The organism is Bacillus sp. LJBS06 (assembly GCF_016924995.1).
GTDB lineage: Bacteria > Bacillota > Bacilli > Bacillales > Bacillaceae > Bacillus > Bacillus stercoris.
On record NZ_CP070483.1, the window covers coordinates 78508 to 101521 of the forward strand.

Annotated in this window: 14 protein-coding genes, 9 tRNA genes and 6 rRNA genes; all 29 read left to right on the forward strand. The window is 47.5% G+C overall.

The features are described from left to right. Positions 1-109: 109 nt before the first annotated feature. The 29 genes from JQX68_RS00420 to ctsR all read left to right on the forward strand — a co-directional run bounded on the left by JQX68_RS00420 (position 110) and on the right by ctsR (position 23007). On the forward strand, positions 110-886 hold the full coding sequence (locus JQX68_RS00420; protein ID WP_003218395.1) for a type III pantothenate kinase: 777 nt from the start codon (positions 110-112) through the stop codon (positions 884-886). An 11-nt stretch (positions 887-897) separates the two neighbouring features. Further along, on the forward strand, positions 898-1773 hold the full coding sequence (gene hslO / locus JQX68_RS00425; RefSeq protein ID WP_172641352.1) for a redox-regulated molecular chaperone HslO: 876 nt from the start codon (positions 898-900) through the stop codon (positions 1771-1773). A 46-nt stretch (positions 1774-1819) separates the two neighbouring features. Continuing rightward, positions 1820-2713 carry a peptidyl-prolyl cis-trans isomerase gene (locus JQX68_RS00430; protein WP_172641353.1) on the forward strand — a complete coding sequence of 298 codons (894 nt, stop codon included), beginning with the start codon at positions 1820-1822 and terminating at the stop codon, positions 2711-2713. A 75-nt stretch (positions 2714-2788) separates the two neighbouring features. After that, positions 2789-3715, forward strand: coding sequence for a cysteine synthase A (gene cysK / locus JQX68_RS00435; protein ID WP_014662501.1), 927 nt, complete (start codon positions 2789-2791; stop codon positions 3713-3715). 163 nt (positions 3716-3878) lie between these two features. Beyond that, entirely contained in the window at positions 3879-5291 is a 1413-nt protein-coding gene (locus JQX68_RS00440; RefSeq protein ID WP_205440458.1) for an anthranilate synthase component I family protein, read from the forward strand. A 13-nt stretch (positions 5292-5304) separates the two neighbouring features. Next, positions 5305-5889, forward strand: coding sequence for an aminodeoxychorismate/anthranilate synthase component II (gene pabA / locus JQX68_RS00445; RefSeq protein WP_014478610.1), 585 nt, complete (start codon positions 5305-5307; stop codon positions 5887-5889). Next, the gene (pabC, locus tag JQX68_RS00450) at positions 5889-6770 is read left to right on the forward strand and encodes an aminodeoxychorismate lyase (protein ID WP_014662503.1); all 882 of its coding nucleotides are present in this window, start codon (positions 5889-5891) and stop codon (positions 6768-6770) included. The genes pabA and pabC overlap by 1 nt, the downstream gene beginning before the upstream one ends. Further along, entirely contained in the window at positions 6752-7609 is an 858-nt protein-coding gene (gene folP, locus JQX68_RS00455) for a dihydropteroate synthase (RefSeq protein ID WP_205440459.1), read from the forward strand. Before pabC ends, folP begins: the two co-directional genes overlap by 19 nt. Beyond that, positions 7602-7964: a dihydroneopterin aldolase gene (gene folB / locus JQX68_RS00460; protein ID WP_014662505.1), complete on the forward strand. Its 363-nt coding sequence runs from the start codon at positions 7602-7604 to the stop codon at positions 7962-7964. The genes folP and folB overlap by 8 nt, the downstream gene beginning before the upstream one ends. After that, positions 7961-8464: a 2-amino-4-hydroxy-6-hydroxymethyldihydropteridine diphosphokinase gene (folK, locus tag JQX68_RS00465; protein WP_014662506.1), complete on the forward strand. Its 504-nt coding sequence runs from the start codon at positions 7961-7963 to the stop codon at positions 8462-8464. The genes folB and folK overlap by 4 nt, the downstream gene beginning before the upstream one ends. Then, positions 8416-8625 carry a helix-turn-helix domain-containing protein gene (locus tag JQX68_RS00470; RefSeq protein ID WP_014662507.1) on the forward strand — a complete coding sequence of 70 codons (210 nt, stop codon included), beginning with the start codon at positions 8416-8418 and terminating at the stop codon, positions 8623-8625. The genes folK and JQX68_RS00470 overlap by 49 nt, the downstream gene beginning before the upstream one ends. Positions 8626-8648: 23 nt before the next feature. Continuing rightward, the gene (dusB, locus tag JQX68_RS00475; RefSeq protein WP_069150738.1) at positions 8649-9650 is read left to right on the forward strand and encodes a tRNA dihydrouridine synthase DusB; all 1002 of its coding nucleotides are present in this window, start codon (positions 8649-8651) and stop codon (positions 9648-9650) included. A 91-nt stretch (positions 9651-9741) separates the two neighbouring features. Further along, positions 9742-11241, forward strand: a complete 1500-nt coding sequence (gene lysS, locus JQX68_RS00480) for a lysine--tRNA ligase (RefSeq protein ID WP_040081045.1) — start codon at positions 9742-9744, stop codon at positions 11239-11241. 308 nt (positions 11242-11549) lie between these two features. Then, positions 11550-13097, forward strand: a 16S ribosomal RNA gene (locus JQX68_RS00485). A gap of 170 nt (positions 13098-13267) precedes the next feature. Further along, positions 13268-16195, forward strand: a 23S ribosomal RNA gene (locus JQX68_RS00490). Positions 16196-16251: 56 nt separating this feature from the next. Next, a 5S ribosomal RNA gene (gene rrf, locus JQX68_RS00495) occupies positions 16252-16367 on the forward strand. A gap of 22 nt (positions 16368-16389) precedes the next feature. After that, positions 16390-16465, forward strand: a tRNA-Val gene (locus JQX68_RS00500). A gap of 4 nt (positions 16466-16469) precedes the next feature. Further along, positions 16470-16545 (forward strand) — tRNA-Thr (locus tag JQX68_RS00505). Between the two features lie 37 nt (positions 16546-16582). Continuing rightward, a tRNA-Lys gene (locus tag JQX68_RS00510) sits at positions 16583-16658 on the forward strand. Positions 16659-16664: 6 nt separating this feature from the next. Beyond that, positions 16665-16747: transfer RNA gene (locus JQX68_RS00515), tRNA-Leu, on the forward strand. Between the two features lie 40 nt (positions 16748-16787). After that, positions 16788-16862: transfer RNA gene (locus tag JQX68_RS00520), tRNA-Gly, on the forward strand. Between the two features lie 14 nt (positions 16863-16876). After that, a tRNA-Leu gene (locus tag JQX68_RS00525) sits at positions 16877-16962 on the forward strand. Positions 16963-16971: 9 nt separating this feature from the next. Beyond that, positions 16972-17048: transfer RNA gene (locus JQX68_RS00530), tRNA-Arg, on the forward strand. A 27-nt stretch (positions 17049-17075) separates the two neighbouring features. After that, positions 17076-17152, forward strand: a tRNA-Pro gene (locus JQX68_RS00535). 7 nt (positions 17153-17159) lie between these two features. Beyond that, positions 17160-17235, forward strand: a tRNA-Ala gene (locus tag JQX68_RS00540). Positions 17236-17407: 172 nt separating this feature from the next. Further along, positions 17408-18955 (forward strand): 16S ribosomal RNA (locus tag JQX68_RS00545). A 170-nt stretch (positions 18956-19125) separates the two neighbouring features. Further along, positions 19126-22053: ribosomal RNA gene (locus tag JQX68_RS00550) — 23S ribosomal RNA — on the forward strand. Positions 22054-22186: 133 nt separating this feature from the next. Continuing rightward, a 5S ribosomal RNA gene (rrf, locus tag JQX68_RS00555) occupies positions 22187-22302 on the forward strand. The 16S, 23S and 5S rRNA genes sit together here with 9 tRNA genes alongside, the layout of an rRNA operon. 240 nt (positions 22303-22542) lie before the next feature. Next, positions 22543-23007, forward strand: coding sequence for a transcriptional regulator CtsR (gene ctsR / locus JQX68_RS00560; RefSeq protein WP_014662512.1), 465 nt, complete (start codon positions 22543-22545; stop codon positions 23005-23007). Positions 23008-23014 lie beyond the last annotated feature (7 nt).

A 23014-nucleotide genomic window follows, 5' to 3' on the forward strand; every position in this document is an offset into this window, starting at 1 on the left:
TCCAATTCTGGTATCGATTTGTTTACAAATGAGCCGCTGATCGTGTATGGTATTGTAGAATGTTTGTAAAAAGTAAAGTAGAGAAACTATTCAAAAGTGGTGATAGAGGTTGTTACTGGTTATCGATGTTGGGAACACCAATACTGTACTTGGTGTATATCATGATGGAAAATTAGAATATCACTGGCGTATAGAAACAAGCAGGCATAAAACAGAAGATGAGTTTGGAATGATTTTACGCTCGTTATTTGAGCATTCCGGGCTTATGTTTGAACAGATAGATGGCATCATTATTTCATCAGTAGTGCCGCCAATCATGTTTGCGTTAGAAAGAATGTGCACAAAATACTTTCATATCGAACCGCAAATTGTCGGTCCGGGTATGAAAACTGGTTTAAATATAAAATACGACAATCCGAAAGAAGTGGGGGCAGACAGAATCGTAAATGCTGTCGCTGCGATACACTTATACGGCAATCCATTAATTGTCGTTGATTTCGGAACGGCCACAACGTACTGCTATATTGATGAAAATAAACAATACATGGGCGGGGCGATTGCTCCTGGGATTACAATTTCGACAGAGGCGCTTTACTCACGTGCAGCGAAGCTACCGCGTATCGAAATTACCCGGCCCGACAATATTATCGGTAAAAACACTGTAAGCGCGATGCAATCTGGAATTTTATTTGGCTATGTAGGCCAAGTGGAAGGAATCGTTAAGCGAATGAAATGGCAGGCAAAACAGGAACCAAAGGTCATTGCGACAGGAGGACTGGCGCCGCTCATTGCAAACGAATCAGATTGTATTGATATCGTTGATCCATTCCTAACCCTAAAAGGGCTGGAATTGATTTATGAAAGAAACCGCGTAGGAAGTGTATAGGAGGTTTTGTAATGGATTATTTAGTAAAAGCACTTGCGTATGACGGAAAAGTTCGGGCTTATGCAGCGAGAACGACTGATATGGTAAATGAAGGACAGAGACGCCATGGTACGTGGCCGACAGCATCCGCTGCATTAGGGCGCACAATGACAGCTTCACTTATGCTCGGCGCTATGCTGAAGGGCGAAGATAAGCTGACTGTGAAAGTCGAGGGCGGAGGTCCGATTGGAGCTATTGTAGCTGATGCCAATGCCAAAGGAGAAGTCAGAGCCTATGTCTCTAACCCACAAGTTCATTTCGATTTAAATGAACAAGGCAAGCTTGATGTCAGACGTGCGGTTGGAACAAGCGGAACGTTAAGTGTTGTAAAAGATTTAGGTTTGCGTGAGTTCTTCACAGGACAAGTAGAAATCGTTTCAGGAGAATTAGGAGATGATTTTACTTACTATCTTGTGTCATCTGAGCAGGTTCCTTCATCAGTGGGTGTAGGCGTGCTCGTCAATCCTGACAATACCATTCTTGCGGCAGGGGGCTTTATTATTCAGCTGATGCCGGGAACAGATGATGAAACCATCACAAAAATTGAACAGCGCCTATCTCAAGTTGAGCCGATTTCTAAGCTCATCCAAAAGGGATTGACACCGGAAGAAATTTTAGAAGAAGTCCTAGGCGAGAAACCAGAGATTTTGGAAACGATGCCTGTCAGATTCCATTGTGCTTGTTCAAAAGAACGGTTCGAAACAGCCATTTTAGGACTAGGCAAAAAAGAAATTCAAGATATGATAGAAGAAGATGGACAAGCCGAAGCAGTATGCCATTTTTGTAATGAAAAGTACTTATTTACAAAAGAAGAGCTGGAAGGGCTTCGTGACCAAACTACCCGCTAAGCTCTTTAGCGGGTTTTTAATTTGAGAAAAGGGGCTGAAAGCAGGTTTGAAATCAAGAACAATCTGGACCATTATTTTAGGGGCGCTGTTGGTTTGCTGTATTGCTGTTGCGTATACGCTGACGAAATCCCAAGCCGGCGCATCGTCATCCGGTGAGTCTATTGCGACTATCGGAGGCAAGAGTGTGACAAGAGAAGAATGGCTGAAAGAAATGGAAGACCAGTATGGGAAGTCAACGCTTGAAGATATGATCAATGTCCGAGTCGTTGAGCAACTGGCCAAAAAGAACAACCTTAAAGTATCCAAAAGCGAAATTGATCGGGAGTTTTTGCTGATCAAAGCGGTCAATAATTCCTTTTACGAAGATGAACATACGACTGAGAAAGAGTGGAAAGACCAAATTCGTTATAATATCCTCCTTGAACAATTGTTAACAAGGGATATCGACATCTCAAACAAAGAATTGGAATCATTTTATCATAAAAATAAGGAACTATATCAGTTTGATGATTCGTATCGAATTCGGCACATTGTTGTAAAAGATGAAGAAGAAGCGAGAGAAGTCCTGAAAGAACTGAAAGGCGGCTCAAGCTTTGAAGCTGCCGCGGCGGAGAGATCTACTGACAGATATACATCACCATACGGCGGAGATTTAGGTTTTGTCACAGAGGCATCAGACAACATTCCGTCAGCATATATTGAAGAGGCGAAAACACTCAAAACGGATGAATGGTCTCAGGAACCCATTAAGGTCAGCAATGGATATGCCATTATCCAGCTTAAAGAAAAACTAAAAGCAAGAACATTCTCATATGATGAAGTAAAGGACCAGATCAGACGGCAAATCGCAATGGATCAGCTTGGCGATAAAGCGACAGTTAAAACACTTTGGAAAGAAGCCGATGTATCTTGGTTTTATGGGGAAAAAAGTACTAATTGATTGACAAAAAATTTTGAAATTGATAGATTATATACATAATACCAATACAAATAGTCGGAAATTGAGGTGTCGAGAATGGTACGTGTAGCAAACTCCATTACTGAATTAATTGGGAATACGCCAATCGTTAAATTAAATCGCCTTGCAGATGAAAACAGTGCGGATGTATATCTAAAGCTTGAATACATGAACCCTGGAAGCAGTGTAAAAGACCGTATCGGTTTAGCCATGATTGAAGCGGCTGAAAAAGAAGGAAAATTAAAAGCCGGTGATACAATCATTGAACCGACAAGCGGAAATACTGGAATCGGGCTTGCAATGGTTGCTGCTGCTAAAGGATTAAAAGCTATTTTGGTTATGCCTGATACAATGAGCATGGAGCGCCGCAACCTTCTTCGCGCATACGGCGCAGAGCTTGTGCTGACTCCTGGTGCGGAAGGCATGAAAGGTGCCATTCAGAAAGCTGAAGAGCTTGCTGAAAAGCACGGATACTTTGTGCCGCAGCAGTTCAACAACCCATCTAACCCAGAAATTCACCGCCAAACAACGGGTAAAGAAATCGTCGAGCAATTCGGTGACGACCAGCTTGACGCATTTGTAGCCGGAATTGGCACAGGCGGAACGATTACGGGAGCTGGCGAAGTACTGAAGGAAGCATACCCTTCCATCAAGATTTACGCTGTTGAACCGTCAGATTCCCCAGTGCTTTCAGGAGGAAAACCAGGCCCTCACAAAATTCAGGGAATCGGAGCTGGATTCGTGCCGGACATCTTAAACACTGAAGTATACGATGAAATCTTCCCTGTGAAGAATGAAGAAGCATTCGAGTATGCCCGCAGAGCTGCACGTGAAGAAGGAATTCTCGGAGGCATCTCATCAGGTGCGGCAATTTATGCTGCACTTCAAGTAGCGAAAAAACTCGGAAAAGGCAAAAAAGTATTGGCCATCATTCCAAGTAACGGTGAACGTTATCTAAGCACGCCGCTGTATCAATTCGATTAAAAAAAGCCAAAACTCCCGGTTCGCCGGGAGTTTTTTTATTTCGTGCATCAAATATGCCATGTCTGCGACGAATGTTATTCTTGGAAGAGAAATTCACTTTTTTCACTAACAACATTGCTTTACAATGAAAACAAGCAAAAAAGAAAATAGAGGAATGATACAAATGGCACAACGCAGACCGGCAGGCAAAAAAGTACCTTTTCAAAAAGACTCATTCTTACAACAATTTGAGAAACTTGCGCAATCCCGAAAACATCATGTACTTCTCGAAAGTGCAAGAGGCGGCAGATACAGTATAGCCGGTCTTGATCCAATTGCGACTGTAAAAGGAAAAGACGGAATAACGACTATTAAGCATTGTGATGACATGCTGTTTAGAGAAGGTGACCCATTACGGGCTTTCCACAGCTGGTTTAAAACACTGGAAACAGAAACGAATCATGAGTTCCCCGACTTTCAAGGCGGAGCAATCGGGTTTCTCAGCTATGATTACGCACGTTATATTGAAAATTTTAAAATGCTCTCGTTAGATGATCTAGAAACGCCAGATATTTATTTTCTTGTTTTTGATGATATAGCGGTTTATGACCATCAAGAAGAGTCTCTATGGCTGATTACTCATGTAAATGGTTCTGACCAGGAAACAGCGGATGTGAAGCTATCTGAGTTAGAGCAGATGTGGCTGACTGAGCTTCCCGCTGTCCCTTCGCGAGAGATGAAGCCTAAAACGGATGGTTCCTTCGCGGCGCCATTTACCGAGGATGGATTCTCACAAGCTGTAGAGAAAATCAAACAATACATTGCCAACGGAGATGTGTTTCAAGTTAATCTATCAATAAGGCAGTCACAGTCACTGCCAGCTCATCCATATCAAATTTACAAAACCTTGAGAGAAGTAAATCCTTCTCCGTACATGGCGTATTTAGAAACGCCTGATTTCCAAATCATTTGCGGATCGCCTGAACTGCTTGTCAGCAAAAACGGCAAACGATTAGAGACGAGACCGATCGCTGGCACCCGTTCCAGAGGGAAAACGAATGAAGAAGATGAGGCGCTTGCAAACGAATTGATCCACAACGAAAAAGAACGCGCGGAACATGTCATGCTGGTTGATCTTGAGCGAAATGATCTGGGAAGAGTATCACGTTACGGGTCTGTGCGCGTGAATGAATTCATGGCGATTGAAAAATACTCGCATGTGATGCACATTGTGTCTAACGTCCAGGGTGAACTGCAGGATGGGTATGATGCTGTAGATATTATTCATGCTGTGTTTCCTGGGGGGACCATTACAGGTGCACCAAAAGTAAGGACAATGGAAATTATAGAAGAACTTGAGCCGACACGCCGCGGGCTTTATACTGGATCTATAGGATGGTTTGGATATAATCACGATCTGCAGTTTAATATCGTTATTCGAACCATTTATGCAACCGGAGGGCAGGCATTTATGCAGTCCGGCGCAGGAGTTGTGATTGATTCTGTTCCAAAGCATGAATACAGGGAATCATTCAAAAAAGCTTTTGCGATGCAAAAGGCGTTAGAGCTGAGCAAAGAAGAGACAAAAATTAGATGAGGTGAGCGGAGAAATGATTTTAATGATTGATAACTACGATTCATTCACGTACAACTTGGTACAGTATTTGGGCGAGCTTGGGGAAGAGCTGGTTGTGAAACGCAACGACAGCATCACAATCGAAGAAATTGAAGAACTGTCTCCGGACTTTCTGATGATATCTCCCGGACCGTGCAGCCCTGATGAGGCGGGAATCAGCCTCGAAGCCATTAAACATTTTGCAGGGGAAATTCCTATTTTCGGTGTGTGCCTCGGACATCAATCCATTGCACAAGTGTTCGGTGGCGACGTGGTTAGGGCAGAACGGCTTATGCACGGGAAAACCTCGGATATCGAGCATGACGGCAAGACCATTTTTGAAGGGTTAAAGAATCCCCTTGTTGCGACACGTTACCACTCGCTGATCGTAAAACCTGAGACGCTGCCAAGCTGTTTTACAGTAACAGCCCAAACGAAAGAAGGAGAAATCATGGCTATTCGCCACAATGACCTCCCGATAGAGGGCGTGCAATTTCACCCCGAGTCTATCATGACCTCCTTTGGAAAAGAAATGCTCAGAAATTTTATTGAGACATACCGCAAGGAAGTTATTGCGTGATGATATATGTGAACGGCCGGTATATGGAGGAGAAAGATGCAGTTCTTTCTCCTTTTGACCATGGTTTTTTATACGGGATCGGTGTTTTCGAAACCTTCAGGCTCTACGAAGGCTGCCCGTTTTTGATTGATTGGCATATAGAACGGCTTGAACGCGCGCTTAAGGATCTGCAAATTGAATATACTGTTTCAAAGCATGAGATCCTTGAGATGTTGGACAAGCTGCTAAAGCTAAATGATATCAAGGATGGAAATGCCCGCGTCAGACTGAACATATCAGCGGGGATCAGCGATAAAGGCTTTGTCGCCCAGACGTACGATAAGCCGACCGTTTTATGCTTTGTGAATCAGCTGAAACCAGAAAGCCTCCCATTGCACAAAGAAGGAAAGGTTTTATCGATACGGAGAAACACTCCAGAGGGATCGTTCCGGTTAAAATCTCATCATTATCTAAATAATATGTATGCGAAACGGGAGATTGGAAATAACCCGCGTGTCGAGGGAATATTCTTAACGGAGGATGGAGCTGTTGCAGAGGGTATCATATCTAATGTCTTCTGGAGAAAAGGCAGCTGTATCTATACGCCATCTCTTGATACTGGTATTCTGGACGGCGTCACGAGGCGTTTTATCATAGAAAATGCAAAGAATGCAGGTTTGGATCTCAAAACGGGCCGATATGAGCTAGAAGCTCTCTTGACAGCTGACGAAGCGTGGATGACGAACTCGGTTCTTGAAATCATCCCGTTTACTAAAATAGAAGAAGTAACCTATGGAAGCCAAAGCGGAGAAGCAGTCTCCGCTCTTCAATTGCTATATAAGAAAGAGATAAAGAACATGATACATGAAAAGGGAGGAAGAGCATGGCGCAGCAAACGATAAATCAAACACAAGTCATCCACACCAAGCCCAGCGCTTTATCATATAAAGAGAAGACGCTGGTGATGGGAATTTTAAACGTAACGCCTGACTCTTTCTCGGACGGCGGGAAGTATGACAGCTTGGACAAGGCACTGCTGCACGCGAAAGAAATGATCGATGACGGTGCCCATCTCATAGATATCGGAGGAGAATCGACAAGGCCTGGCGCTGAGTGTGTGTCTGAAGATGAGGAGATGTCCAGAGTCATTCCGGTGATTGAGCGAATTACAAAGGAGCTTGGTGTTCCTATTTCTGTAGATACGTACAAGGCTTCTGTCGCAGATGAAGCTGTGAAAGCCGGCGCATCCATTATCAATGATATTTGGGGAGCCAAACATGATCCGAGGATGGCTTCTGTTGCAGCTGAACACAATGTTCCAATTGTTCTCATGCATAACCGCCCAGAAAGAAACTACAATGACTTATTGCCGGATATGCTGTCGGACTTAATGGAGAGTGTAAAAATTGCTGTTGAGGCCGGAGTAGACGAGAAGAATATTATTCTTGATCCCGGTATCGGTTTCGCGAAAAACTATCACGACAACTTGGCAGTGATGAACAAGCTGGAGATTTTCAGCGGATTGGGATATCCGGTTCTTCTGGCAACCTCCCGCAAAAGATTCATCGGACGTGTTCTGGATCTTCCGCCCGAGGAGCGGGCTGAGGGCACAGGTGCGACTGTGTGTCTCGGCATTCAAAAAGGCTGTGACATTGTCAGGGTCCATGATGTAAAACAAATTGCCAGAATGGCGAAAATGATGGACGCGATGCTGAATAAGGGAGGGATGCACCATGGATAAAGTTTATGTAGAAGGTATGGAGTTTTACGGATATCACGGTGTGTTCAAAGAAGAAAACAAACTTGGCCAGCGGTTTAAAGTCGATTTAACCGCTGAGCTGGATTTAAGCAAAGCCGGACAAACAGACGACCTTGAGCAAACGATCAACTATGCTGAGCTCTATCACGTATGTAAAGATGTCGTGGAAGGGGAGCCTGTAAAATTGGTGGAAACGCTGGCAGCACGTATCGCCGACACTGTTCTCAAACAATTTCAGCCGGTTCAGCAATGTACGGTGAAAGTCATTAAGCCAGATCCGCCAATTCCCGGACACTATAAATCAGTAGCAATTGAAATCACGAGAAAAAAGTCATGAACAACATAGCTTATATTGCACTTGGATCTAACATTGGAAATAGAGAAACGTATTTAAGGCAAGCAGTGGCCCTGCTGCATCAGCATGCTGCAGTGACAGTCACTAAAGTGTCGTCAATTTACGAAACTGACCCGGTCGGATACGAAGATCAAGATGAGTTTTTGAATATGGCTGTTGAAATCAAAACATCACTAAACCCTTTTGAACTCCTTGAACTGACGCAGCAGATAGAAAACGAATTAGGCAGAACAAGGGAAGTAAGATGGGGGCCGCGGACGGCAGACCTTGACATTTTGTTATTTAATCGTGAAAATATTGAAACAGAGCAACTAATTGTTCCGCATCCGAGAATGTATGAGCGTTTGTTTGTCCTTGCGCCGCTTGCGGAAATTTGCCAGCAGGTTGAAAAAGAGGCTACAAGCGCTGAAACAAACCAAGAAGGTGTAAGAGTATGGAAGCAGAAATCTGGGGTAGACGAATTCGTGCATTCAGAAAGCTGAAAGGTTATACTCAAGAAGGATTTGCAAAGGCGTTAGGTATATCAGTTTCTATTCTCGGCGAAATTGAACGCGGAAACCGATTGCCGTCGGCTGTCATCATTCAAGATGCGGCAGATGTTTTAAATATAAGTGCGGACGAATTGGCACCGCCAGAAAAATAGAACAAACGAAAGGAGGAGAAAAATTGTTCAAAATCGGAGATATTCAATTGAAAAACCGGGTTGTGCTCGCACCTATGGCTGGTGTCTGCAACTCTGCGTTCAGATTGACTGTAAAGGAATTCGGAGCCGGATTGGTATGCGCTGAAATGGTCAGTGACAAAGCGATCCTTTACAACAATGCAAGAACAATGGGTATGCTTTATATCGATGAACGTGAGAAACCTCTAAGCCTACAAATTTTCGGAGGACAAAAGGATACCCTTGTGGAAGCGGCGAAGTTTGTAGACCAGAACACAACTGCTGATATCATTGATATTAACATGGGATGTCCTGTGCCAAAGATTACAAAATGCGATGCGGGAGCCAAATGGCTTCTTGATCCTGATAAGATTTATGAGATGGTTTCTGCAGTAGTAGATGCCGTCGATAAACCAGTAACAGTGAAAATGAGAATGGGCTGGGATGAAGACCATATTTTCGCGGTAAAAAATGCACAAGCTGTAGAACGTGCGGGCGGTAAAGCAGTTGCGCTTCACGGCCGTACGAGAGTGCAGATGTATGAAGGAACGGCAAACTGGGACATCATCAAGGAAGTGAAACAATCCGTTTCGATTCCGGTTATCGGAAACGGCGATGTTAAAACACCGCAGGATGCTAAGCGCATGCTTGATGAAACAGGAGTAGACGGTGTCATGATCGGACGCGCTGCATTGGGCAACCCGTGGATGATTTACCGTACGGTTCAGTATCTTGAAACAGGTGAATTAAAAGAAGAGCCGCAAGTACGCGAAAAAATGGCCGTATGCAAACTGCATCTTGACCGCCTGATTGACTTAAAAGGTGAAAACGTAGCGGTAAGAGAAATGAGAAAGCATGCTGCATGGTATCTGAAAGGTGTAAAAGGCAATGCGAACGTTCGTAATGAAATCAATCATTGCGAGACAAGAGAAGAGTTTGTACAGCTTTTAGATGCGTTTACGGTTGAAGTTGAGGCAAAAGAGCTTCAAAATGCAAAAGTAGGATAATACCCACCTCTATTTGCTGCTCACTGCTAGTTTTACGCTGGCAGTTTTTCTGCTTTTTTCATGAAACAATAACTGTAATGGAGTGATAACAATGAGTCAAGAAGAGCATAACCATGAAGAATTGAATGATCAGCTGCAAGTCAGACGCGATAAAATGAATCAGCTGAGAGATAACGGCATCGATCCATTTGGGGCACGTTTTGAAAGAACTCATCAGTCTCAAGAAGTTATTTCGGCATATCAAGATCTAACCAAAGAAGAGTTAGAAGAAAAAGCGATTGAAGTTACAATCGCAGGCCGCATGATGACAAAACGCGGCAAAGGAAAAGCCGGCTTTGCTCATATTCAGGACTTAGAAGGGCAAATCCAAATCTACGTAAGAAAAGACAGTGTCGGTGACGACCAGTATGAAATCTTCAAGTCTTCTGACCTTGGTGATCTGATCGGCGTAACCGGAAAAGTCTTCAAAACAAATGTAGGCGAATTGTCTGTTAAGGCAACTTCCTTTGAATTGCTGACAAAAGCGCTTCGTCCGCTTCCTGACAAATACCATGGTTTAAAAGACGTTGAGCAGCGCTATCGTCAACGCTACCTGGATCTTATCGTAAACCCGGACAGCAAACATACATTCATTACCCGAAGCAAGATCATTCAAGCTATGAGAAGATATCTTGATGATCATGGATACTTAGAAGTAGAAACACCTACAATGCACAGCATTCCTGGGGGAGCTTCTGCACGTCCATTTATCACTCACCACAATGCGTTAGATATTCCACTCTATATGCGTATTGCAATTGAACTACACCTAAAACGCCTAATTGTCGGCGGTTTAGAAAAAGTATATGAAATCGGCCGTGTTTTCCGTAACGAAGGTGTCTCTACACGCCATAACCCTGAATTTACGATGATTGAATTATACGAAGCATATGCGGACTATAAAGATATCATGAGCTTAACTGAAAACCTTGTCGCTCATATCGCCCAAGAAGTGCTTGGCACAACTACAATTCAATACGGGGAAGAGCAAATCGACCTTAAACCGGAGTGGAAAAGAATCCATATGGTTGACGCAGTCAAAGAAGCGACTGGCGTTGATTTCTGGAAAGAGGTTACTGTTGAACAGGCGCGGGAATATGCAAAAGAACACGGTGTAGAAATTAAAGATTCTATGACAGTAGGGCATATCATCAACGAATTCTTCGAACAAAAAATTGAAGAAACGCTTATTCAGCCAACGTTTATTTACGGGCATCCTGTAGAAATTTCTCCTCTTGCTAAGAAAAACCCTGAGGACCCGCGTTTTACAGACCGTTTTGAACTGTTTATCGTCGGCCGTGAACATGCCAACGCGTTTACAGAGCTGAATGATCCTATTGATCAAAGAGAACGCTTTGAAGAGCAACTAAAAGAACGTGAAGCCGGTAATGATGAAGCTCATCTAATGGATGAAGACTTTGTTGAAGCTCTGGAATACGGTATGCCGCCAACAGGAGGTTTAGGCATCGGTATCGACCGTCTGGTTATGCTGTTGACGAATGCCCCTTCTATTCGCGATGTGCTGTTATTCCCGCAAATGAGACAACGCTAATAAAGAAGAGCGGTATCCTTTCTCTATGGAGGATACCGCTCTTTTTAAATTCTTAGTATTTCTTCAAAAAAACTATTGCACTATTATTTACAAGGTGGTATATTATTATTCGTTGCCGCTAAACAAGGCGATAACGAAAAAAGAACTTCAAAAAAAGTTATTGACTTCACTGAGTCAACGAGTTATAATAATAAAGTCGCTTGAACGAAGTGAACAAAATGATCTTTGAAAACTAAACAAGACAAAACGTACCTGTTAATTCATTTTTTATAAATCGCACAGCGATGTGCGTAGTCAGTCAAACTACTTTATCGGAGAGTTTGATCCTGGCTCAGGACGAACGCTGGCGGCGTGCCTAATACATGCAAGTCGAGCGGACAGATGGGAGCTTGCTCCCTGATGTTAGCGGCGGACGGGTGAGTAACACGTGGGTAACCTGCCTGTAAGACTGGGATAACTCCGGGAAACCGGGGCTAATACCGGATGCTTGTTTGAACCGCATGGTTCAAACATAAAAGGTGGCTTCGGCTACCACTTACAGATGGACCCGCGGCGCATTAGCTAGTTGGTGAGGTAATGGCTCACCAAGGCAACGATGCGTAGCCGACCTGAGAGGGTGATCGGCCACACTGGGACTGAGACACGGCCCAGACTCCTACGGGAGGCAGCAGTAGGGAATCTTCCGCAATGGACGAAAGTCTGACGGAGCAACGCCGCGTGAGTGATGAAGGTTTTCGGATCGTAAAGCTCTGTTGTTAGGGAAGAACAAGTACCGTTCGAATAGGGCGGTACCTTGACGGTACCTAACCAGAAAGCCACGGCTAACTACGTGCCAGCAGCCGCGGTAATACGTAGGTGGCAAGCGTTGTCCGGAATTATTGGGCGTAAAGGGCTCGCAGGCGGTTTCTTAAGTCTGATGTGAAAGCCCCGGCTCAACCGGGGAGGGTCATTGGAAACTGGGGAACTTGAGTGCAGAAGAGGAGAGTGGAATTCCACGTGTAGCGGTGAAATGCGTAGAGATGTGGAGGAACACCAGTGGCGAAGGCGACTCTCTGGTCTGTAACTGACGCTGAGGAGCGAAAGCGTGGGGAGCGAACAGGATTAGATACCCTGGTAGTCCACGCCGTAAACGATGAGTGCTAAGTGTTAGGGGTTTCCGCCCCTTAGTGCTGCAGCTAACGCATTAAGCACTCCGCCTGGGGAGTACGGTCGCAAGACTGAAACTCAAAGGAATTGACGGGGGCCCGCACAAGCGGTGGAGCATGTGGTTTAATTCGAAGCAACGCGAAGAACCTTACCAGGTCTTGACATCCTCTGACAATCCTAGAGATAGGACGTCCCCTTCGGGGGCAGAGTGACAGGTGGTGCATGGTTGTCGTCAGCTCGTGTCGTGAGATGTTGGGTTAAGTCCCGCAACGAGCGCAACCCTTGATCTTAGTTGCCAGCATTCAGTTGGGCACTCTAAGGTGACTGCCGGTGACAAACCGGAGGAAGGTGGGGATGACGTCAAATCATCATGCCCCTTATGACCTGGGCTACACACGTGCTACAATGGACAGAACAAAGGGCAGCGAAACCGCGAGGTTAAGCCAATCCCACAAATCTGTTCTCAGTTCGGATCGCAGTCTGCAACTCGACTGCGTGAAGCTGGAATCGCTAGTAATCGCGGATCAGCATGCCGCGGTGAATACGTTCCCGGGCCTTGTACACACCGCCCGTCACACCACGAGAGTTTGTAACACCCGAAGTCGGTGAGGTAACCTTTTAGGAGCCAGCCGCCGAAGGTGGGACAGATGATTGGGGTGAAGTCGTAACAAGGTAGCCGTATCGGAAGGTGCGGCTGGATCACCTCCTTTCTAAGGATATTATACGGAATATAAGACCTTGGGTCTTATAAACAGAACGTTCCCTGTCTTGTTTAGTTTTGAAGGATCATTCCTTCGAAACGTGTTCTTTGAAAACTAGATAACAGTAGACATCACATTCAATTAGTAATACAAGATATCACATAGTGATTCTTTTTAACGGTTAAGTTAGAAAGGGCGCACGGTGGATGCCTTGGCACTAGGAGCCGATGAAGGACGGGACGAACACCGATATGCTTCGGGGAGCTGTAAGCAAGCTTTGATCCGGAGATTTCCGAATGGGGAAACCCACCACTCGTAATGGAGTGGTATCCATATCTGAATTCATAGGATATGAGAAGGCAGACCCGGGGAACTGAAACATCTAAGTACCCGGAGGAAGAGAAAGCAAATGCGATTCCCTGAGTAGCGGCGAGCGAAACGGGATTAGCCCAAACCAAGAGGCTTGCCTCTTGGGGTTGTAGGACACTCTGTACGGAGTTACAAAGGAACGAGGTAGATGAAGAGGCCTGGAAAGGCCCGCCATAGGAGGTAACAGCCCTGTAATCAAAACTTCGTTCTCTCCTGAGTGGATCCTGAGTACGGCGGAACACGTGAAATTCCGTCGGAATCCGGGAGGACCATCTCCCAAGGCTAAATACTCCCTAGTGACCGATAGTGAACCAGTACCGTGAGGGAAAGGTGAAAAGCACCCCGGAAGGGGAGTGAAAGAGATCCTGAAACCGTGTGCCTACAAGTAGTCAGAGCCCGTTAACGGGTGATGGCGTGCCTTTTGTAGAATGAACCGGCGAGTTACGATCCCGTGCAAGGTTAAGCAGAAGATGCGGAGCCGCAGCGAAAGCGAGTCTGAATAGGGCGCATGAGTACGTGGTCGTAGACCCGAAACCAGGTGATCTACCCATGTCCAGGGTGAAGTTCAGGTAACACTGAATGGAGGCCCGAACCCACGCACGTTGAAAAGTGCGGGGATGAGGTGTGGGTAGGGGTGAAATGCCAATCGAACCTGGAGATAGCTGGTTCTCTCCGAAATAGCTTTAGGGCTAGCCTCAAGGTAAGAGTCTTGGAGGTAGAGCACTGATTGGACTAGGGGCCCCTACCGGGTTACCGAATTCAGTCAAACTCCGAATGCCAATGACTTATCCTTGGGAGTCAGACTGCGAGTGATAAGATCCGTAGTCGAAAGGGAAACAGCCCAGACCGCCAGCTAAGGTCCCAAAGTATACGTTAAGTGGAAAAGGATGTGGAGTTGCTTAGACAACCAGGATGTTGGCTTAGAAGCAGCCACCATTTAAAGAGTGCGTAATAGCTCACTGGTCGAGTGACTCTGCGCCGAAAATGTACCGGGGCTAAACGTATCACCGAAGCTGCGGACTGTTCTTCGAACAGTGGTAGGAGAGCGTTCTAAGGGCTGTGAAGCCAGACCGGAAGGACTGGTGGAGCGCTTAGAAGTGAGAATGCCGGTATGAGTAGCGAAAGAGGGGTGAGAATCCCCTCCACCGAATGCCTAAGGTTTCCTGAGGAAGGCTCGTCCGCTCAGGGTTAGTCGGGACCTAAGCCGAGGCCGAAAGGCGTAGGCGATGGACAACAGGTTGATATTCCTGTACCACCTCCTCACCATTTGAGCAATGGGGGGACGCAGGAGGATAGGGTAAGCGCGGTATTGGATATCCGCGTCCAAGCAGTTAGGCTGGGAAATAGGCAAATCCGTTTCCCATAAGGCTGAGCTGTGATGGCGAGCGAAATATAGTAGCGAAGTTCCTGATTCCACACTGCCAAGAAAAGCCTCTAGCGAGGTGAGAGGTGCCCGTACCGCAAACCGACACAGGTAGGCGAGGAGAGAATCCTAAGGTGATCGAGAGAACTCTCGTTAAGGAACTCGGCAAAATGACCCCGTAACTTCGGGAGAAGGGGTGCTCTGTTAGGGTGCAAGCCCGAGAGAGCCGCAGTGAATAGGCCCAGGCGACTGTTTAGCAAAAACACAGGTCTCTGCGAAGCCGTAAGGCGAAGTATAGGGGCTGACGCCTGCCCGGTGCTGGAAGGTTAAGAGGAGCGCTTAGCGTAAGCGAAGGTGCGAATTGAAGCCCCAGTAAACGGCGGCCGTAACTATAACGGTCCTAAGGTAGCGAAATTCCTTGTCGGGTAAGTTCCGACCCGCACGAAAGGCGCAACGATCTGGGCACTGTCTCAACGAGAGACTCGGTGAAATTATAGTACCTGTGAAGATGCAGGTTACCCGCGACAGGACGGAAAGACCCCGTGGAGCTTTACTGCAGCCTGATATTGAATGTTGGTACAGCTTGTACAGGATAGGTAGGAGCCTTGGAAACCGGAGCGCCAGCTTCGGTGGAGGCATCGGTGGGATACTACCCTGGCTGTATTGACCTTCTAACCCGCCGCCCTTATCGGGCGGGGAGACAGTGTCAGGTGGGCAGTTTGACTGGGGCGGTCGCCTCCTAAAAGGTAACGGAGGCGCCCAAAGGTTCCCTCAGAATGGTTGGAAATCATTCGCAGAGTGTAAAGGCACAAGGGAGCTTGACTGCGAGACCTACAAGTCGAGCAGGGACGAAAGTCGGGCTTAGTGATCCGGTGGTTCCGCATGGAAGGGCCATCGCTCAACGGATAAAAGCTACCCCGGGGATAACAGGCTTATCTCCCCCAAGAGTCCACATCGACGGGGAGGTTTGGCACCTCGATGTCGGCTCATCGCATCCTGGGGCTGTAGTCGGTCCCAAGGGTTGGGCTGTTCGCCCATTAAAGCGGTACGCGAGCTGGGTTCAGAACGTCGTGAGACAGTTCGGTCCCTATCCGTCGCGGGCGCAGGAAATTTGAGAGGAGCTGTCCTTAGTACGAGAGGACCGGGATGGACGCACCGCTGGTGTACCAGTTGTTCTGCCAAGGGCATCGCTGGGTAGCTATGTGCGGACGGGATAAGTGCTGAAAGCATCTAAGCATGAAGCCCCCCTCAAGATGAGATTTCCCATTCCGCAAGGAAGTAAGATCCCTGAAAGATGATCAGGTTGATAGGTCTGAGGTGGAAGTGTGGCGACACATGGAGCTGACAGATACTAATCGATCGAGGACTTAACCACACATTTTGAATGATGTCACACCTGTTATCTAGTTTTGAGAGAACACTCTCAATTTGTTTGGTGGCGATAGCGAAGAGGTCACACCCGTTCCCATACCGAACACGGAAGTTAAGCTCTTCAGCGCCGATGGTAGTCGGGGGTTTCCCCCTGTGAGAGTAGGACGCCGCCAAGCAATTGCACGTTAGTGCAATTATGGAGGATTAGCTCAGCTGGGAGAGCATCTGCCTTACAAGCAGAGGGTCGGCGGTTCGAGCCCGTCATCCTCCACCATTTTGCCGGTGTAGCTCAATTGGTAGAGCAACTGACTTGTAATCAGTAGGTTGGGGGTTCAAGTCCTCTTGCCGGCACCACTTTTATATGATATAATACTCAAGTCTCTTGTAAGAAGAGCCATTAGCTCAGTTGGTAGAGCATCTGACTTTTAATCAGAGGGTCGAAGGTTCGAGTCCTTCATGGCTCACCATTTTACGCGGGTGTGGCGGAATTGGCAGACGCGCTAGACTTAGGATCTAGTGTCTTTATGACGTGGGGGTTCAAGTCCCTTCACCCGCATTATCTAGGATAACAGTTAGAAAAACTGGACATCCTGTCTGCGGAAGTAGTTCAGTGGTAGAACACCACCTTGCCAAGGTGGGGGTCGCGGGTTCGAATCCCGTCTTCCGCTCCAACTATACCATCCACGCCGGGGTGGTGGAATTGGCAGACACACAGGACTTAAAATCCTGCGGTAGGTGACTACCGTGCCGGTTCAAGTCCGGCCCTCGGCATTATGTTTTGCGCCCGTAGCTCAATTGGATAGAGCGTTTGACTACGGATCAAAAGGTTAGGGGTTCGACTCCTCTCGGGCGCGCCATATCTTTTAATAGAATAGATAGGAAATCGGGAAGTAGCTCAGCTTGGTAGAGCACATGGTTTGGGACCATGGGGTCGCAGGTTCGAATCCTGTCTTCCCGACCATTTTCATGGGGCCTTAGCTCAGCTGGGAGAGCGCCTGCTTTGCACGCAGGAGGTCAGCGGTTCGATCCCGCTAGGCTCCACCAAAAGTTTTTAAAAAAGTTGTTGACTTTGAAGAAGCGACATTGTATACTAATAAAGTTGCTTTAACAAAGCAGACAAACAAAATGATCTTTGAAAACTAAACAAGACAAAACGTACCTGTTAATTCATTTTTTTATAAATCGCACAGCGATGTGCGTAGTCAGTCAAACTACTTTATTGGAGAGTTTGATCCTGGCTCAGGACGAACGCTGGCGGCGTGCCTAATACATGCAAGTCGAGCGGACAGATGGGAGCTTGCTCCCTGATGTTAGCGGCGGACGGGTGAGTAACACGTGGGTAACCTGCCTGTAAGACTGGGATAACTCCGGGAAACCGGGGCTAATACCGGATGCTTGTTTGAACCGCATGGTTCAAACATAAAAGGTGGCTTCGGCTACCACTTACAGATGGACCCGCGGCGCATTAGCTAGTTGGTGAGGTAATGGCTCACCAAGGCGACGATGCGTAGCCGACCTGAGAGGGTGATCGGCCACACTGGGACTGAGACACGGCCCAGACTCCTACGGGAGGCAGCAGTAGGGAATCTTCCGCAATGGACGAAAGTCTGACGGAGCAACGCCGCGTGAGTGATGAAGGTTTTCGGATCGTAAAGCTCTGTTGTTAGGGAAGAACAAGTATCGTTCGAATAGGGCGGTACCTTGACGGTACCTAACCAGAAAGCCACGGCTAACTACGTGCCAGCAGCCGCGGTAATACGTAGGTGGCAAGCGTTGTCCGGAATTATTGGGCGTAAAGGGCTCGCAGGCGGTTTCTTAAGTCTGATGTGAAAGCCCCGGCTCAACCGGGGAGGGTCATTGGAAACTGGGGAACTTGAGTGCAGAAGAGGAGAGTGGAATTCCACGTGTAGCGGTGAAATGCGTAGAGATGTGGAGGAACACCAGTGGCGAAGGCGACTCTCTGGTCTGTAACTGACGCTGAGGAGCGAAAGCGTGGGGAGCGAACAGGATTAGATACCCTGGTAGTCCACGCCGTAAACGATGAGTGCTAAGTGTTAGGGGTTTCCGCCCCTTAGTGCTGCAGCTAACGCATTAAGCACTCCGCCTGGGGAGTACGGTCGCAAGACTGAAACTCAAAGGAATTGACGGGGGCCCGCACAAGCGGTGGAGCATGTGGTTTAATTCGAAGCAACGCGAAGAACCTTACCAGGTCTTGACATCCTCTGACAATCCTAGAGATAGGACATCCCCTTCGGGGGCAGAGTGACAGGTGGTGCATGGTTGTCGTCAGCTCGTGTCGTGAGATGTTGGGTTAAGTCCCGCAACGAGCGCAACCCTTGATCTTAGTTGCCAGCATTCAGTTGGGCACTCTAAGGTGACTGCCGGTGACAAACCGGAGGAAGGTGGGGATGACGTCAAATCATCATGCCCCTTATGACCTGGGCTACACACGTGCTACAATGGACAGAACAAAGGGCAGCGAAACCGCGAGGTTAAGCCAATCCCACAAATCTGTTCTCAGTTCGGATCGCAGTCTGCAACTCGACTGCGTGAAGCTGGAATCGCTAGTAATCGCGGATCAGCATGCCGCGGTGAATACGTTCCCGGGCCTTGTACACACCGCCCGTCACACCACGAGAGTTTGTAACACCCGAAGTCGGTGAGGTAACCTTTTAGGAGCCAGCCGCCGAAGGTGGGACAGATGATTGGGGTGAAGTCGTAACAAGGTAGCCGTATCGGAAGGTGCGGCTGGATCACCTCCTTTCTAAGGATATTATACGGAATATAAGACCTTGGGTCTTATAAACAGAACGTTCCCTGTCTTGTTTAGTTTTGAAGGATCATTCCTTCGAAACGTGTTCTTTGAAAACTAGATAACAGTAGACATCACATTCAATTAGTAATACAAGATATCACATAGTGATTCTTTTTAACGGTTAAGTTAGAAAGGGCGCACGGTGGATGCCTTGGCACTAGGAGCCGATGAAGGACGGGACGAACACCGATATGCTTCGGGGAGCTGTAAGCAAGCTTTGATCCGGAGATTTCCGAATGGGGAAACCCACCACTCGTAATGGAGTGGTATCCATATCTGAATTCATAGGATATGAGAAGGCAGACCCGGGGAACTGAAACATCTAAGTACCCGGAGGAAGAGAAAGCAAATGCGATTCCCTGAGTAGCGGCGAGCGAAACGGGATTAGCCCAAACCAAGAGGCTTGCCTCTTGGGGTTGTAGGACACTCTGTACGGAGTTACAAAGGAACGAGGTAGATGAAGAGGTCTGGAAAGGCCCGCCATAGGAGGTAACAGCCCTGTAGTCAAAACTTCGTTCTCTCCTGAGTGGATCCTGAGTACGGCGGAACACGTGAAATTCCGTCGGAATCCGGGAGGACCATCTCCCAAGGCTAAATACTCCCTAGTGACCGATAGTGAACCAGTACCGTGAGGGAAAGGTGAAAAGCACCCCGGAAGGGGAGTGAAAGAGATCCTGAAACCGTGTGCCTACAAGTAGTCAGAGCCCGTTAACGGGTGATGGCGTGCCTTTTGTAGAATGAACCGGCGAGTTACGATCCCGTGCAAGGTTAAGCAGAAGATGCGGAGCCGCAGCGAAAGCGAGTCTGAATAGGGCGCATGAGTACGTGGTCGTAGACCCGAAACCAGGTGATCTACCCATGTCCAGGGTGAAGTTCAGGTAACACTGAATGGAGGCCCGAACCCACGCACGTTGAAAAGTGCGGGGATGAGGTGTGGGTAGGGGTGAAATGCCAATCGAACCTGGAGATAGCTGGTTCTCTCCGAAATAGCTTTAGGGCTAGCCTCAAGGTAAGAGTCTTGGAGGTAGAGCACTGATTGGACTAGGGGCCCCTACCGGGTTACCGAATTCAGTCAAACTCCGAATGCCAATGACTTATCCTTGGGAGTCAGACTGCGAGTGATAAGATCCGTAGTCGAAAGGGAAACAGCCCAGACCGCCAGCTAAGGTCCCAAAGTATACGTTAAGTGGAAAAGGATGTGGAGTTGCTTAGACAACCAGGATGTTGGCTTAGAAGCAGCCACCATTTAAAGAGTGCGTAATAGCTCACTGGTCGAGTGACTCTGCGCCGAAAATGTACCGGGGCTAAACGTATCACCGAAGCTGCGGACTGTTCTTCGAACAGTGGTAGGAGAGCGTTCTAAGGGCTGTGAAGCCAGACCGGAAGGACTGGTGGAGCGCTTAGAAGTGAGAATGCCGGTATGAGTAGCGAAAGAGGGGTGAGAATCCCCTCCACCGAATGCCTAAGGTTTCCTGAGGAAGGCTCGTCCGCTCAGGGTTAGTCGGGACCTAAGCCGAGGCCGAAAGGCGTAGGCGATGGACAACAGGTTGATATTCCTGTACCACCTCCTCACCATTTGAGCAATGGGGGGACGCAGGAGGATAGGGTAAGCGCGGTATTGGATATCCGCGTCCAAGCAGTTAGGCTGGGAAATAGGCAAATCCGTTTCCCATAAGGCTGAGCTGTGATGGCGAGCGAAATATAGTAGCGAAGTTCCTGATTCCACACTGCCAAGAAAAGCCTCTAGCGAGGTGAGAGGTGCCCGTACCGCAAACCGACACAGGTAGGCGAGGAGAGAATCCTAAGGTGATCGAGAGAACTCTCGTTAAGGAACTCGGCAAAATGACCCCGTAACTTCGGGAGAAGGGGTGCTCTGTTAGGGTGCAAGCCCGAGAGAGCCGCAGTGAATAGGCCCAGGCGACTGTTTAGCAAAAACACAGGTCTCTGCGAAGCCGTAAGGCGAAGTATAGGGGCTGACGCCTGCCCGGTGCTGGAAGGTTAAGAGGAGCGCTTAGCGTAAGCGAAGGTGCGAATTGAAGCCCCAGTAAACGGCGGCCGTAACTATAACGGTCCTAAGGTAGCGAAATTCCTTGTCGGGTAAGTTCCGACCCGCACGAAAGGCGCAACGATCTGGGCACTGTCTCAACGAGAGACTCGGTGAAATTATAGTACCTGTGAAGATGCAGGTTACCCGCGACAGGACGGAAAGACCCCGTGGAGCTTTACTGCAGCCTGATATTGAATGTTGGTACAGCTTGTACAGGATAGGTAGGAGCCTTGGAAACCGGAGCGCCAGCTTCGGTGGAGGCATCGGTGGGATACTACCCTGGCTGTATTGACCTTCTAACCCGCCGCCCTTATCGGGCGGGGAGACAGTGTCAGGTGGGCAGTTTGACTGGGGCGGTCGCCTCCTAAAAGGTAACGGAGGCGCCCAAAGGTTCCCTCAGAATGGTTGGAAATCATTCGCAGAGTGTAAAGGCACAAGGGAGCTTGACTGCGAGACCTACAAGTCGAGCAGGGACGAAAGTCGGGCTTAGTGATCCGGTGGTTCCGCATGGAAGGGCCATCGCTCAACGGATAAAAGCTACCCCGGGGATAACAGGCTTATCTCCCCCAAGAGTCCACATCGACGGGGAGGTTTGGCACCTCGATGTCGGCTCATCGCATCCTGGGGCTGTAGTCGGTCCCAAGGGTTGGGCTGTTCGCCCATTAAAGCGGTACGCGAGCTGGGTTCAGAACGTCGTGAGACAGTTCGGTCCCTATCCGTCGCGGGCGCAGGAAATTTGAGAGGAGCTGTCCTTAGTACGAGAGGACCGGGATGGACGCACCGCTGGTGTACCAGTTGTTCTGCCAAGGGCATCGCTGGGTAGCTATGTGCGGACGGGATAAGTGCTGAAAGCATCTAAGCATGAAGCCCCCCTCAAGATGAGATTTCCCATTCCGCAAGGAAGTAAGATCCCTGAAAGATGATCAGGTTGATAGGTCTGAGGTGGAAGTGTGGCGACACATGGAGCTGACAGATACTAATCGATCGAGGACTTAACCACATTTTGAATGATGTCACACCTGTTATCTAGTTTTGAGAGAACACCTCTCTAAAGGCGGAAAGGTAAGGAAACTCCGCTAAGGGCTCTCACATCCTGTGAGAAACGCCCAGTACCTTCATCCTGAAGGCATTTGTTTGGTGGCGATAGCGAAGAGGTCACACCCGTTCCCATACCGAACACGGAAGTTAAGCTCTTCAGCGCCGATGGTAGTCGGGGGTTTCCCCCTGTGAGAGTAGGACGCCGCCAAGCAAGTTTAAACCCAGCTCATCGAGCTGGGTTTTTTGTGTTCTGTTTTATTGGTATCATAAAATTCCACTTAACTGTATAATATAATAACTTTATACCGAATTTTAAATCAGCATTCAGGTTTTATGGGCCGGGAAAATGGAAATAATAAAGGATAGAGCGAGAAAGTTGAAAATTCCTGAGAAACGGCTTATAGTAAGATTAAAGTCAAATATAGTCAAAGTCAGTAAAGGAGGGGGTTGAGTGGGACATAATATTTCTGACATCATTGAACAATATTTAAAACGAGTGTTAGATCAAAATGGCAAGGAAATTTTAGAGATTAAGCGAAGTGAAATTGCAGATAAATTTCAATGCGTTCCTTCCCAAATAAATTATGTCATCAACACCAGGTTTACAAGCGAAAGAGGATATATTGTTGAGAGCAAACGCGGGGGCGGCGGTTACATCAGAATCATTAAAATTAAAATGAACAATGAAGTTGTCCTGATCAATAATATTATTTCTCAAATTAGTACCCATTTGTCTCAAGCAGCCTCTGATGACATTATTTTAAGGCTATTAGAAGACAAGGTGATTTCAGAAAGAGAAGCAAAAATGATGGTCAGCGTAATGGACCGCTCAGTTTTACACATTGACTTGCCTGAACGTGATGAATTAAGAGCAAGAATGATGAAGGCTATGCTGACTGCTTTAAAATTAAAATAAGCGGGTG